Raw genomic sequence first — 12749 nt, 5'->3', positions numbered from 1 at the left:
CTCCCCGACGCGTCGGTAGTCGGTGTCGGCGTCACACCCGACGGTCAGATGGAGGTCCCGGTCGATGTGAACACCGTGGGCTGGTACCGCTTCGGGCCCCGCCCGGCGCCGGAACCGGGGCCAGCGTGCTGGCCGACCACGTCGACGACGCTGTGCAGGGACCGGGTGCGTTCCACCAGCTCGACCGGCTCGTCCCCGATGACCGGATCGAGGTTCGGGACCAGGACGGAGCCCTGCACCGCTTCGAGGTCATCTCGGTGTCGACCTACACCAAGGAGTCGCTGCCGGTGGAACGGATGTTCTTCCGCGGTGGGACGCCTCGACTGCACCTGATCACCTGCGGGGGGCCGTTCGACGCCGCCCGGGCGTCGTACCGGGACAACGTCGTGGTCGTCGCCGAACGACGATCATGACCGGCAGGGAGTTCGACCGGCCGGCCCCCTCGCGGCCCGTCGAGGCCGCCCCCGACTCCCTGCCGGCCCGGTTCGGTGCCGGTAACCCTGCCGCGCTGCGCGAGATCTACCTGCAGCACGCCGCGTCGGTCCACGGTTTCGTGCTGCGCTGGCTGCGGTCGCACCACGACGCCGAGGACGTCACCCAGCAGGTCTTCCTCCGGGCCTGGCGAGCACGCGCGTCGTTCAGCCCGGACCGTGGGAGCATGGGGGCCTGGCTGCACGGCATCACCCGACGCCAGGTCGCCGACCGGCTCACCGCCCGCGCCCGTCGGGCCGGCAGTGAGCAGAGCGCTGGGCGGATGCGATCCACGCCACCGTTGTCGCCGCATGACGAAACAATTGCGACGACGATCCGTGCGCAGCGTCTTTGCGCGATCTTACGGACCCCTCGTTCGCTCACGCGCCTCGACGTGCCTACGGTGGCCTCGGTGTGCCGGGAAGCCTGGTCGGCGAGCAGAACACGCACGCTCGACGAAGGGCAGCCCCGCGATGGACATCTACCGCTCCGAACCCGGCCGTACCCTGCTGCGCGACTGGAGCAACCTGCAGATCAGCCGCCTTCTGCCCGACGCGCGTTGCCGGTGGATCGACACCCCCTTGGGGCCGACCCACCTCACGACCGTCGGTTCCGGGCCGGCCGTGGTGCTCCTGCCCGGTACGACCCTCGGCGCCGCTGCATCGGCGTACGTCGTGCGGGCTCTGGCCGCCGACCACCGGGTCACGGCAGTGGACGTCCCCGGGCAGCCCGGACTCAGCCACGGCGAGAGGCCCGCCGACGATCTCGTCGGCCGGTATCGCGCCTGGATCGACGAGGTGCTGGCCGCGGTCGGGACCGAGCCGGCGACGATCGTCGGCGAGTCCCTCGGCGCCGCTATCGCGCTCTGCGCCGGGCCCGGCCCGGCGGTCGCCGGGCTCGTCCTCGTCGCCCCGGCCGGTCTGGTGCCCGCCCGGGTCACCGCGAGTCTGCGCCCGGCCCTGCCCTGGCTGTGGCATCCCACCGAGGCCCGCACCGAGCGGGTGCTGTCCTTCCTCTCCGGCGGTGCACCGCTGCCCGACCGGCGCCACCTCGTCGAGTGGATGACGCTGGTCCCCGAGCACACCCGCAGCTCGCTCGCGCCGGCACCCCTGCCCAACGCGGTCCTCACCGCCTGGCGCGACATCCCGTGCGTCGTCCTGGCCGGCCGTCGCGACCCGATCTTCCCGGCGGAGGAGCTGACCCGCCCCGCCCGGATGCTGCTCGGGGCCCGCGTCGAGTTCGTCGCCGACGCGGGGCACCTGCTCGCCCACTCCCACCCCGACGCCGTCCGTCGCGGGATCACCGCGCCGGCCGGCCCCGGGGCAGGGTGAGACGGCTCAGAACTGCAGGCCCAGCGCCCATCCGCCGAGCAGGAACGCGAACCCGGTGATCAGCACGACCCCGACCACGTTGAGCAGCAGACCACCGCGGGCCATCTGGCCGATGGTGACCACACCGGACCCGAAGACGATGGCGTTGGGCGGGGTGCCGACCGGCAGCATGAACGCGCACGTCGCGGCCAGCGCCGCCGGGATGAGCAGCGTCATCGAGTCGGCGCCGATGCCGATCGCGACCCCGCCGAGCACCGGGATGAACGTCGCCGCCGTCGCGGTGTTGCTGGTGACCTCGGTCAGGAACAGCACGATCGTCACCACCGCCGCCACCAGCAGCAGGACCGGAAGTACACCGAGGCCGGCGACGCTGGTGCCGATGAACTCGTCGAGCCCACTGGAGGCGACCGCCCCGGCCAGGGCGAGCCCGCCCCCGAACAGCAGCAGCACGCCCCAGGGCAGTCCCGCCTGAGCGTCGGGCCAGGCCAGCAACATCCGGTACCCGCCGCGGCGGCCGGTCGCGGCCTCGTCGGGCGGGATGGTCGCGGAGGGCAGGAAGAACAGCGCGACACCCGCGGCGATCGCGATCGCGGTGTCGTTCAGCCCGCCCAGCCACGGCAGCGCGGCGTCCACGGCGTCGAACTCGGTGAGCAGGCCCGGCACGATCCACAGGAACGCCGCGGAGGCGAACACCGCGAGTACGCGCTTCTCGGCCGTACTGGCCGGGCCCATCTCCCGGAGCTGGTCGTCGATCATCTCCCGGCCGCCGGGGATCTCGGTCAGTGTGGTCCGGAACAGCACCCGGGTGATCAGCAGCCACGCGACGGTCACGAACACCACGACGATCGGGACCCCGAGCTGCATCCAGCCGACGAAGCTGATGTCGCGGTCGAGCTCGTCCTGTACGTAGCCGGCGACGATGGCGTTCGGCGGGCTGCCCAGCAGCGTTCCGAGTCCGCCGATCGACGAGGCCCACGCCACGGAGAGGATCAGCCCGATGCCGAACGAGCGCACAGCCGGGTCGCGGATGGTCTCACTGAGCGGGGCGCCGCGACGGACCTCGTCGCCGCCGCCCCCGGCACGCTCGGCGACCAGCGCCAGGACCGACAGCGCGATCGGCAGCATCATCAGTGTGGTCGCGGTGTTGGACACCCACATCGACAGGAACGCCGTCGCCACCATCATGCCGAGCACGATCCGGGTCGGTGTCGTGCCCACCGCCCGCAGCGTCAGCAGCGCGATCCGCCGGTGCAGGTGCCACTTCTGCATGGCGATCGCGATGAGGAACCCGCCCAGGAACAGGAAGACGATCGGGTCGCCGTAGCGGGCGGTCGTGTCGGCCACCGACACCACCCCGAACGCGGGGAACAGCACCACCGGCAGCAGCGCGGTCGCCGACAGCGGGATGGCCTCGGTGACCCACCACGTCGCCATCAGGACACCGATCGCCGCGACCATCCGCGCCTCGGGGGGCAGTTCCTGCGCCGCCCCGAGCAGCAGCCACGTCAGCAGGGCGAGCGCCACGCCGAGCAGACGCAGCGACCACGTCGCCCGCGGGGTTCTGCCGTCGGCGGCGGTCGCCGCTCCCGGAGCCGGAGGATCCGCCGTGGCCGTGCCGGGCTCGGGACCGCTGTCATTCGTCGTCATCGTCGGAACCCCTGTGTCGTACGGCCGCTGTGCTGCGTCGCGGACCGTACCCGAATTATCCCCATTCGGGTCGTTTGTTCTCGTTCGAACGCATGACCGAGCGAACGGAGGAACGGCACGGCCTCGACGGCGTGGTACGTCGGGACGGCCACGACGCGGGTCACCCGGGCGGCGTCCATCGGGAATCCCTGCGATCGACGATGCCGTCACGGCACCTGCGCCCTGCGACCGTGGAACGGGGCCGCACGACGCCCCGGGCGGACCGCCTACGCGACGAGCAGTACCCAGGTCCGCCCCGGGTGCAGGGGCACCTCACGGCCGTCGGGTGCGGTCAGACGGGTGGGATCGCCCACAGCGGGACGGGACCACCGGGCGGGGAACGAACGGCCGTCACGCAGGACCTCGGCGTCGCCCGCGCCGACGGTGAGCGCGATCGGGGAGGCCGAGCCGGCGCTGTCCCGGACCGAGGACTCGACGACCCCCACCCGTTGCACGACCACCGTGTCCGCCCGCACCGGTCGCCGGTCCGGACCGGCGACGGCGATCTCCTCGCCGGTTGCGATCGTCCAGGCGTCGTCGGGTGCGCTCCAGGTGACGGTGACGGCGGTGGAACCCACCCGGACGGTGCGCTCCGGGGCGGGGGCACCCCCGTCCGGCGCGGGCCCGAAGCGCAGGCCGATGTCCTGGACCGGCCCCGCCTCCGGCACCCGGCCGCGGAGGTCCGCCAGGTCCACGTAGACGTTCACCGGCGCCGGCCGCCGGTCGTCACGCCGGAACGCCGCCGGGAACTCGCGGGGCACGGCCGGGACCAGCGGCGCGGCGACGATCTCGTCCATGACCGGCGGTGCGGCGCCGGAGAAGACGAGGGCCGGGCGGCCGTAGGCGCCGAGCACGCCCATGTCGGTCTCCCGGGCACTGCGCACCGGCCCCACCGAGCCCGGTAGCTGCGAGGCGAACACGGCGAGCAGCCGGGTGAGGCCGCCCTCGACCGGCTCGACGTAGACGACGTCGGCGAACTCGACGCCGTCCCACGGGCGCGCCTCCGCGGTGTTGTCGATCTTCACGGCGAAGACTCTCGCTCCGGGCTCGGAGGGCAGCCCGGTCAGCGGGGACAGGAGCGGCGCCGGCGGCGCCGGAGCGGTCGCCGGTGGCGGTACCGGCACGGACGGAGCGCATCCGACGGCGCCCACCAGCACCAGTCCGACGAGGGCTCTCACCGCCGGGTTCCCACGCACCGGCGCACCGTACTCCGCCGCATCGCGCGTCCTCCGGCTACCCGGCGCCCGCACACCGGCACGACCCGTACCCGCGAAGGAAGGATTCCCGGACATGACTCCCGCACGGTTCGAGGTCACCGACGCCGAGATCGCCGATCTGCGCGATCGGCTGGGTCGGGCCCGAGCCCGAGCCCGAGCCCGAGCGCGAGCCGGTGCCGGACCGGTCCCGGGGCCTGCCGCCGGCCGACCGCGGCCGAGACGGCCCGGGTGCTCGCTCAGGCCCGATGTCGAGCCCTGCTCGACGACGACGCCGGGTCCGGTCCGTCGAGTTCGACCCGGCCGAGCGGAGGTCGCAGGTCGCGAGGTGGCCCCGGACCATCCGCTCGGGCGCGGGACGGTGCTCAGAACGGGTACTGCGGCAGGTCACCGCGGACCGTGACCCACTGGGTCTCGGTGAAGGCCTCGATGTTGGCCTCGGCACCACCGTGGCGCGATCCGTTGCCCGAGTCCCCGACCCCGCCGAAGGGGGCGACCGCCTCGTCGTTGACCGTCTGGTCGTTGATGTGGACCAGTCCGGACGGGATCCGGTCGGCCAGCGCGAGGCCCTTCATCACGTCCCGGGTCAGGATCCCCAGCGAGAGGCCGTACCCGGTCCCCGCCGCCAGCCGGACGGCCTCGTCGAGGTCGTCGAAGGGAACGACGGGCGCGACCGGCCCGAAGATCTCGTCCGCGTAGGCGGGCGCGGTCAGGGGCACGTCGCCGAGCACGGTGGGGCGGTAGAACAGATCCTCGTAGCTGCCGCCCGCGAGCACCCGTGCCCCGGCCGACACACTTCCGGTGACGATCTCGTGCACCCGGTCGCGCTGGCCCGCGTCGATCAGCGGGCCTATGGCGACCGCGTCCGAGGCGGGGTCGCCGACGGGAAGCTTCTCGGCCCGTTCGGCCAGCAGCGCCGCGTAGTCCGCCGCGATGCCGGACGCCACCAGATGACGGCTGGACGCCATGCAGATCTGGCCGGCGTGGTTGAACGAGCCGAACGCCCCGACCGAGGTGGCCCGATCCAGGTCGACGTCGTCGAGCACGACCAGGGCGGAGTTGCCGCCGAGCTCGAGGTGCACCCGCTTGAGCCGGTCCGCCGCGGCCCGGGCGATGGCCTGCCCGGCCCGGGTCGAGCCGGTGAAGGCGATGACCGGGACCTCCGAGTCGTCGACCAGCGCCGCACCGACGTCCGCTCCGCCCGGCAGCACGTGCAGCAGCCCGGGGGGCAGCCCCGCGTCCTCGAACACCCGCGCGAACACGACTCCGCCGCTGACGGCGGTGCGCGGGTCCGGCTTGAGGACCACCGCGTTGCCCAGGGCGAGCGCCGGCGCGATGGCCCGGATCGCCAGGATGATGGGGGCGTTGAACGGCGCGATGACGCCGACGACCCCGACCGGGCGCCGCCGCTCCATCGACAGCCGCGGCTGGGTCGACCGCAGCAGCCTGCCGTAGGGGTGGGCGGCCAGTGCGGCCGCCTCGCGGCACTCCTCGGCGGCGACGGCCCGCGTCTGGAAGCCGGCGAACGGGCGGATCGCCCCGGACTCGCGGATGAGCCAGTCGTGGATCTCGTCCTCGTGCTCCACGAACAGGTCCGCCGCGCGGCGGAGCACCGCGGCGCGGGCGTCGTACGGCTGCGCGGCCCACTCCCGCTGGGCGGCGACGGCCGTGGCCGCCGCCGTGCGGACGTCCGCGGCGGACGCCGCGCCCACCTCGGCCAGGGTCGCGCCGGTGGCCGGCTCGACGGACGGGTAGGTCCCGGCCCCGCCCTCGACCCACCCCCCGGAGTAGATCCGCCCCTGCCAGCGGGCGGCGTCCAAGAAGCTCATGCTGTCACCTCGTCGTGGTAGTCCTGTGGAACCCGGGTCGGGGCGGATCACGGTGCGACGGCGACGTCGAGCACCAGGGGGGTCGTGCGCCGCTCCAGCGTCGGTACGACCTTGTCCAGCACCGTGGTCAGGTCGCCGTGGTCGACCACCCTGTGGGACTCGCAGCCCAGGGAGGTCCCCAGCCCGCTGATGCTGATCTCCTCGAACGCGGGCCAGGGGGCCGCGCCCGGTGTGCCGGTGGCCGAACCGCGGCCCCCGGCGAGCCGGTCCATGATCGCGTAGCGACCGTTGGACAGCACGATCACGAGCACTCCGACGCCGTAGTGGGCCGCGCTCCACAGCGCCTGGATCCCGTAGAGGGAGGAGCCGTCCCCGATCACTGCCACGACGGGTCGCTGCGGGGAGCCCAGCCGCACCCCCACGGCGGCGGGCAGTCCGAAACCCAGTCCGCCCATGGCGGCGCTGAGGAACCCCAGCGGAGCCCGGGCGGGCACGAGCTCGTGCAGCAACGCCCGGCTCGACGGGGTCTCCTCGACCACGACGGTCTCGCGCGGCAGCCGTTCCGCGAGTGCGGCGAAGACGTGCTCGGGGCGCAGCGGCTCGCCGGCGACGGGCGGCTCGACGACCCGGGTGCGGCGGACGTCCGCCGGTGCCGCGTCCCGGGCCGGGACCCGCCGGGCCAGCTCGGTGCACACGGCCGCGGGCGCCGCGACGACGGCCAGTTCGGCAGGGCTGCGCAGTGCCTCGTCCGGATCGTCGGTGATCACGACGATCCGGGTGCCGGGTTCGACGAGCGCTCCGTCCTCGAAGGGGTACTGGCGGAACGCCGCCGCGCCCACCACCAGCACCAGGTCGTGCCCGGCCAGCGACGAGCGCACACCGGCGCGCCCGGCCGGCAGGTGCCCGGCGAAGCGGGGGTGGTCCTGCGGGAAGCCCGCCCGCGCGCCGAACGGCTCCTGCCAGACCGGCATCGCGAGCCGGTCGGCGAGCGCCACCAGCGCCGCCCAGGTCTGCTCGTCGTCGGCGCCCGCCCCGGCCACCAGCGCCGGGGAACGCGACCCGGTGAGCAGCTCGGCGACTGCGTCGCACGCTGCGGGATCGGCGGCGGCGGTGCGGAGCGACCGCACCGGGGCGGCCTCGGCGGCACCGTCGTGCTCGGCGTCCCAGTCGTCCATCGGCACGATCACCACGGCGGGGCCGCGGTGCAGGTTCGCCTCGTGCCAGGCCCGCGCCACGGCTCCGGGCACGTCCTGGGCCCGGACGGGCTCGCACACCCAGACCGCGTGGGGACGGACGAGCTCGTCGAGGCGCTGCCCGGCCAGGAAGGGCTCGAACGCGAGGTGGCGGCGGTCCTGCTGCCCGACCACGACCACCAGCGGTGCCCGGTCGACCTGTGCGGTCGCCAGCGCGCCGACCGCGTTGCCCAGGCCCGCCGTGGTGTGCAGGATCGCCACCGCCGGCCGCTGCCGCGCGAGAGCCCACCCGGTCGCCATCCCCACCACCGAGCCCTCGTGCAGGGCCAGCACGAACTCCAGATCGTCGGGCAGGTCGGTGAGCAGGGAGATCTCGGTCGAGCCGGGGTTCGCGAACAGCGCCGTCGCCCCCTGTCGTCGCAGCACGGCCAGCGTGGCGTCGCGGACGGTCGTCATCGCGCACCCGTCCCGGTGCCGGCCGCGACCGCGACGTCGGCGGCGGGCTCGCCGATGCTCGCCGCGGCGGCGCGGACGCGCTCGGCGGCGTGCCGCAGGGCGGACCGTTCCTCGTCGGCGAGATCCCACTCGAGGACCTCCTCGACCCCGCGCGGGCCGAGCCGCACCGGCGCCCCGATCCCGACGCCGTCGATGCCGTACTGGCCGGTGAGCACGACCGAGGCGGGCCACGGCTCGCCGGATCCGGTGGCGACGGCCTCGACGAGGGCGGCGGCCCCCGCACCGGAGCTCCACGTGGAGGTGCGCCCGGAGTCGAGCGCCACGTGCCGGGAGTACCAGGTGGTCATGTACTCGTCCGCGACGGCCCGCTGCGAATCGGTCAGGACCACCGGCTCGCCGCGCAGCCGCACCCGGCTGTAGAGCGGGACCTGGGCCTCGCCGTGCTCGCCGAGCACCCACGTCTCCACGTCCTGGGGTCGGGCGTCGAGCGCCCGGGCCACCCCCGTCCGCATGCGGAGTCCGTCGTTCACGGTGTAGCCGATGATCCGCCGCGGATCGAGGCCCGTCCGCTGCTGCAGGCGGGTGAGGAGCGCGTCGACCGGGTTGGTCAGCACCATCAGGATCCCGCCCCAGCCCGCCGCGGCGAGCGGGTCCACGATGCCGTCGAGGAGCGCGGCGTTCTCGGCGAGGAAGACCGACCGCGACGCGTTGAGCCGCAGCGGGACGGCGGCGCTCAGCACCACCACGTCGGCGTCGAGCGCGTCGTGCGGCTCGCCCCCGCGGACCGACCGTGCCCCGCCGAACGCGAGCACGTCCTGCAGGTCCATGACGTGGCTGGTGATCATGTTGGGCCGGGAGTCGACGAGTACGACGTCGTAGGGGGTGTCGGTGCGGAGGAGGTTGTAGGCGAGCGACGACCCGATGCCGCCTGCGCCGCCGACGATGACGATCTTCACGAGGTGGGCTCCGTCTCCTGGGTGGTGGAGCGGTCCGCCCGCCGGGGGAAGGCCGCTGCGCGGACCTCGTCGTAGGGGCGGCCCGCGACGCCGGGCCGGGAACGTCCGACGGCGCTGCCGACCACGGCCAGCAGGAACGCCGCGGGGACCGAGACCAGCGCGGGGATGGACAGGGGGAAGATCGCGTTTCCGGCACCGAGGACGTCCGGGCCGAGTGCCACGAGCACCAGCGAGATGAGCAGGCCGCCGATGATGGCCACCTCGGCTCCCAGCCGGTTGAACCCGCGCCAGTAGATGCTCAGCACGAGGACGGGCGTGAGAGTGCTGGCCGCGATCGCGAACGCGACGTTGGCGAGGAACGCGATGTTCAGGTTGCGGGCACCGAACGCGAGCAGGATCGCGACCACGGCGAGCGCCACGCCTGCCGCGCGGCCCATGAACAGCTGCTGCTTCGCGCTGACCGCACCCCGCTTGATCACATTGGTGTAGAGGTCGTGCGCCGCGGCCCCGGACGCCGCGATGGCGATGCCGCTGAGCACCGCGAGGATCGTCGCGATGACGACGCCGGCCAGTACGGCCAACAGCAGGTTGCCGCCCAGCACCTCCGCCAGCCGCGCGACGGCGAGGTTGCCGCCGGGGCTGTCGGCGACGATCTGCTCCCGTCCGACGATGTCGAGCGCGGCGTAGCCGAAGACCGGCAGCAGCAGGAAGAACACCGAGAAGATGATCATTCCGTAGAAGGCCGACGTCCGCGCCGCCCGCCCGTCCCGGGTGGTGAGGAAGCGCAGCATCACGTGCGGCAGCCCCATGATGCCCAGGCACAGGCCGATCATCAGGGACACGTTGTTCAGGGAGGTCGTCAGCGGCAGCGGGTGCGCGCTCACCACGTCGTTCCCGAACCGCTCGGCGGCGACCTGGAGCGGTCCCAACGGGTTCCAGTCGTAGTGGGCGACGACGAACAGGAGCAGGAGGAAGACGGTGGCGAGCAGCAGGACGGTCTTGAAGATCTGGATGTAGGTCGCGGCGACCATCCCACCCATCACCATGTACACCGTCATGAGCACGGCGAGCAGGACGACCGCCAGCTCGTAGGGCACCCCGAGCAGCAGCTGGGCCAGCACACCGGCGCCGACGAACTGGATCGTCATGTAGATGACGCTGGTGACGAGTGTCGTCGACGCGATCGCTCCGCGCAGCAGCCGGCCCTCGAACCGGAAGGCGACCACGTCGGCGAGGGTGAACCGGCCGAGGTTGCGCAACGGGACCGCCACCACGAGCAGCACCAGCAGGAACGCGGTCGGGATGCCGATCGCGAGGTAGAAACCGGCGAAGCCGGTCAGGGCGACCGCACCGGTGATGCCCAGCAGGGCCGCCGACGAGATCTGCTCGCCGGCCAGTGCCAGCCCGTTGCCCAGGCCCGACACACGACGACCGGCGACGTAGTGGTCGCCCGCGTCCGCCGTGCGGCGCGCCGCGAGGAACGCGAGGAGCAGCGTCACGGCGATGATCGAGCCGGCGACGGCGATGGAGGTGATGTTCACGGGGCGGTCTCCCCGGCGGTCTCCGCGCGGTTCTGCGCGCGGACGTACAGCCCTGCCGCGACCACGACGAGGACGAAGTCGAGGAAACCGATCACGTAGCCGATCCCGATCCCCCCGACGGTGCCGGCGAAGATCGGCGTGAACAGCATGAGTACGACCAGCACCAGCAGCAGGGCGAAGGCGATGGCGCCCGTCGTCAGACTGCGGCGGATCTGTGCGGAGACGACGGTGTCGTCAGGACCGTGGTGACGCATCGGTGCGTTCCTCTCGACGGACGGACGTTGTCCTTCGGTGCGAGCGGGGACGCTAGGTCGACCGGACCCGGCAGAGAATGGCACTGTCTCTGTATGCGAGACACCGGGCTGCTGCAGACCCTCGACCGGGGGCTGACGATCCTGGAGGTCCTGGCCCAGGCGCGGTATCCGCTGACTCTCGCCGACCTGTCGGCACGGCTGGGTGTCCACCGTTCCATCACCCACCGCCTGGTGCGGACGCTCCAGGCACACCACCTCGTCGCCCGTACGCCCGCCGGGTACGTGCTCGGCACGGGCACCACCGCACTGGGACGGGCCGCGCTGCCCGTGGTGCAGCAGGTCGCGAAGGGCGAGGTCTACCACCTCGCGCGCCGCACCGACCTGACCGCGTTCCTGGTCGTGCGCGACGGGCCGGACGTGGTCACCCTCATCTCGGTGGACACCAGCAGCGCCCGGCTGAACGTCGTCTACAGCCCGGGCGCGCGCCACCCCCTGGAGGTCGGCTCGCCGGGCCTGGCCGTGCTGGCCGGGGGAGAGGCGCGACCGGAGGAACGGCCCGAGGTCACCCGCGGCCGCGCCGCGGGCTACGTCGTGACGTTCGGCGAGGTCATCGAGCACCAGGGCAGCGTCGCCGCCCCCATCCGCTCCGCGCCCGGCAGAGCCATCGGTGCGCTGGCCCTCACCTTCGGCCACGAGCGTCCGGGCAGCCGGCAGATCGATGCGCTGCTCGACAGTGCCGCCGTGGTCTCCGCCCGCCTCGTCCAGGCGCAGCTGCGCGGCGCCGTCGTCCCGGACCTGGACGCGTCCGCTGAGCCGTCGGGAACGCCCTGACCGGGATCTCCGTGGAGGAGGGGGCCCGGGCGCGTGCCCCGGCACGACCGCCACCGTCGACGTGGGCCGGGCCCGGGCACCCGGTGGGAGCCGACCGAGCCCGCCCGGGGACCCCGGCCCCCGGGCGTCATCGACGCCGGGCCGGCGGTGACGTCACGGGGTGCCCCGGCACCGGGTGCCGGCGTGGGTGCAGCGGCGCCACCTCGCCCGGGCGGCGGGCCGGCGGTCAGGCGCCGGCCGGGACGGAGTCGAGGAAGTCACGCAGCGCGGCGACGACCGGTTCGGGTGCCTCGAAGAACGGGAAGTGCGCCCCGCCCCCGGCGCGGGTGAAGACCTTCGACACGGAACCGGGGATCCGGGAGGCCGTCCACTCCTGCGACGCCGGGTTCACGTGGCTGACGTCGCCCCCGATGACCAGCGTGGGGACGTCGATGCCGGGGCAGGAGGTCCCGCCAGTCCTGCATCACGTGGTCGACCAGCAGCCTCGCGCCGAAAGCCGCGGGCAGCTTGCAGTTCTCCGTGTACATCCACTCGAGGTCGTCCGCCGGGATGTCCTTGGTCAGTATCGAGGTGAGGAAGCTGCGGCGGACGGTCGCCTCGTCGGGGCCGAGCAGGCCGGCGGCGAACTGCTCGGCGCCGGCGAAGTCCACGATCGCGCCTGCTACGGCCCGCCTCGAGCATCGCGGGCAGGGTGTGCTTGCAGGTCAGGAACACGCCGCTGACGTTGAGCGCGAGCCCTCGGTCCCAGGCCTCCCGGCTGAGCGAGTCGACCCCGCCGAGGACGGTGACGCCCACGTTGTTGTGCAGGATCGCAGGGGTGCCGAGCGCCTCGGTGGCCGCCGCGACGGCTGTGATCACCGAGTCCTCGTCGGTGACGTCCGCGGTCAGCGCGATCGCCGTCCCGCCCTCCTCCGTGATCGCCGCCACGATGTCGGCGCCCGCGACGAGCTCCCCGGCGTGCACGTTCCCGTCCGGGTCGACCACGAC

At 73.6% G+C, this 12749-nt stretch carries 11 protein-coding genes and 1 pseudogene; 4 read left to right on the top strand and 8 right to left on the bottom strand.

The window, feature by feature from the left end:
• Positions 1-80: 80 nt before the first annotated feature.
• The 3 genes and pseudogenes from NH602_RS00265 to NH602_RS00260 all read left to right on the top strand — a co-directional run bounded on the left by NH602_RS00265 (position 81) and on the right by NH602_RS00260 (position 1802).
• The gene (locus NH602_RS00265; protein ID WP_256493459.1) at positions 81-413 is read left to right on the top strand and encodes a class F sortase; all 333 of its coding nucleotides are present in this window, start codon (positions 81-83) and stop codon (positions 411-413) included.
• Positions 410-715 (top strand): annotated as a pseudogene (locus NH602_RS32095) (RNA polymerase sigma factor); the annotation flags it as partial. The gene NH602_RS00265 and the pseudogene NH602_RS32095, both read left to right, overlap by 4 nt.
• A gap of 229 nt (positions 716-944) precedes the next feature.
• Positions 945-1802, top strand: coding sequence for an alpha/beta fold hydrolase (locus tag NH602_RS00260; protein ID WP_253066658.1), 858 nt, complete (start codon positions 945-947; stop codon positions 1800-1802).
• Positions 1803-1808: 6 nt separating this feature from the next.
• Here the strand turns inward: NH602_RS00260 and NH602_RS00255 are convergent, their stop codons facing one another.
• The 7 genes from NH602_RS00255 to NH602_RS00225 all read right to left on the bottom strand — a co-directional run bounded on the left by NH602_RS00255 (position 1809) and on the right by NH602_RS00225 (position 10931).
• The gene (locus NH602_RS00255) at positions 1809-3449 is read right to left on the bottom strand and encodes an SLC13 family permease (RefSeq protein ID WP_253066657.1); all 1641 of its coding nucleotides are present in this window, start codon (positions 3447-3449) and stop codon (positions 1809-1811) included.
• Positions 3450-3715: 266 nt separating this feature from the next.
• A complete protein-coding gene (locus NH602_RS00250) occupies positions 3716-4780 on the bottom strand; it encodes a DUF3048 domain-containing protein (protein WP_256493450.1) in 1065 nt (354 codons plus the stop codon).
• A gap of 287 nt (positions 4781-5067) precedes the next feature.
• Positions 5068-6531, bottom strand: coding sequence for an aldehyde dehydrogenase family protein (locus tag NH602_RS00245; protein WP_253066655.1), 1464 nt, complete (start codon positions 6529-6531; stop codon positions 5068-5070).
• 47 nt (positions 6532-6578) lie between these two features.
• The gene (mdlC, locus tag NH602_RS00240; RefSeq protein ID WP_253066654.1) at positions 6579-8180 is read right to left on the bottom strand and encodes a benzoylformate decarboxylase; all 1602 of its coding nucleotides are present in this window, start codon (positions 8178-8180) and stop codon (positions 6579-6581) included.
• On the bottom strand, positions 8177-9136 hold the full coding sequence (locus NH602_RS31700) for a malate dehydrogenase (RefSeq protein ID WP_253066653.1): 960 nt from the start codon (positions 9134-9136) through the stop codon (positions 8177-8179). The genes mdlC and NH602_RS31700 overlap by 4 nt, the downstream gene beginning before the upstream one ends.
• Positions 9133-10677, bottom strand: a complete 1545-nt coding sequence (locus tag NH602_RS00230; protein ID WP_253066652.1) for a cation acetate symporter — start codon at positions 10675-10677, stop codon at positions 9133-9135. The genes NH602_RS31700 and NH602_RS00230 overlap by 4 nt, the downstream gene beginning before the upstream one ends.
• Positions 10674-10931 carry a hypothetical protein gene (locus tag NH602_RS00225; protein WP_253066651.1) on the bottom strand — a complete coding sequence of 86 codons (258 nt, stop codon included), beginning with the start codon at positions 10929-10931 and terminating at the stop codon, positions 10674-10676. The genes NH602_RS00230 and NH602_RS00225 overlap by 4 nt, the downstream gene beginning before the upstream one ends.
• A gap of 93 nt (positions 10932-11024) precedes the next feature.
• Here NH602_RS00225 and NH602_RS00220 point away from each other — a divergent pair, with 93 nt between their 5' ends.
• Positions 11025-11762: an IclR family transcriptional regulator gene (locus tag NH602_RS00220; RefSeq protein WP_253066650.1), complete on the top strand. Its 738-nt coding sequence runs from the start codon at positions 11025-11027 to the stop codon at positions 11760-11762.
• Positions 11763-12149: 387 nt separating this feature from the next.
• On the opposite strand, the gene NH602_RS00215 is transcribed toward NH602_RS00220, so the two are convergent.
• Entirely contained in the window at positions 12150-12746 is a 597-nt protein-coding gene (locus NH602_RS00215; protein WP_253066649.1) for an SDR family NAD(P)-dependent oxidoreductase, read from the bottom strand.
• Positions 12747-12749: the final 3 nt, after the last annotated feature.

This window comes from Pseudonocardia sp. McavD-2-B (assembly GCF_024124365.1).
In the GTDB taxonomy this organism is placed as follows: domain Bacteria; phylum Actinomycetota; class Actinomycetes; order Mycobacteriales; family Pseudonocardiaceae; genus Pseudonocardia; species Pseudonocardia alni.
This window is presented reverse-complemented; position numbering and strand designations above follow the sequence as displayed.

Coding starts and splice junctions, on each gene's coding strand:
- NH602_RS00225 (WP_253066651.1), bottom strand. CDS start 10,931: ATGCGTCACCACGGTCCTGACGACACCGTCGTCTCCGCACAGATCCGC.
- NH602_RS00260 (WP_253066658.1), top strand. CDS start 945: ATGGACATCTACCGCTCCGAACCCGGCCGTACCCTGCTGCGCGACTGG.
- mdlC (WP_253066654.1), bottom strand. CDS start 8,180: ATGACGACCGTCCGCGACGCCACGCTGGCCGTGCTGCGACGACAGGGG.
- NH602_RS00220 (WP_253066650.1), top strand. CDS start 11,025: ATGCGAGACACCGGGCTGCTGCAGACCCTCGACCGGGGGCTGACGATC.
- NH602_RS00245 (WP_253066655.1), bottom strand. CDS start 6,531: ATGAGCTTCTTGGACGCCGCCCGCTGGCAGGGGCGGATCTACTCCGGG.
- NH602_RS00250 (WP_256493450.1), bottom strand. CDS start 4,780: ATGTCCGGGAATCCTTCCTTCGCGGGTACGGGTCGTGCCGGTGTGCGG.
- NH602_RS00255 (WP_253066657.1), bottom strand. CDS start 3,449: ATGACGACGAATGACAGCGGTCCCGAGCCCGGCACGGCCACGGCGGAT.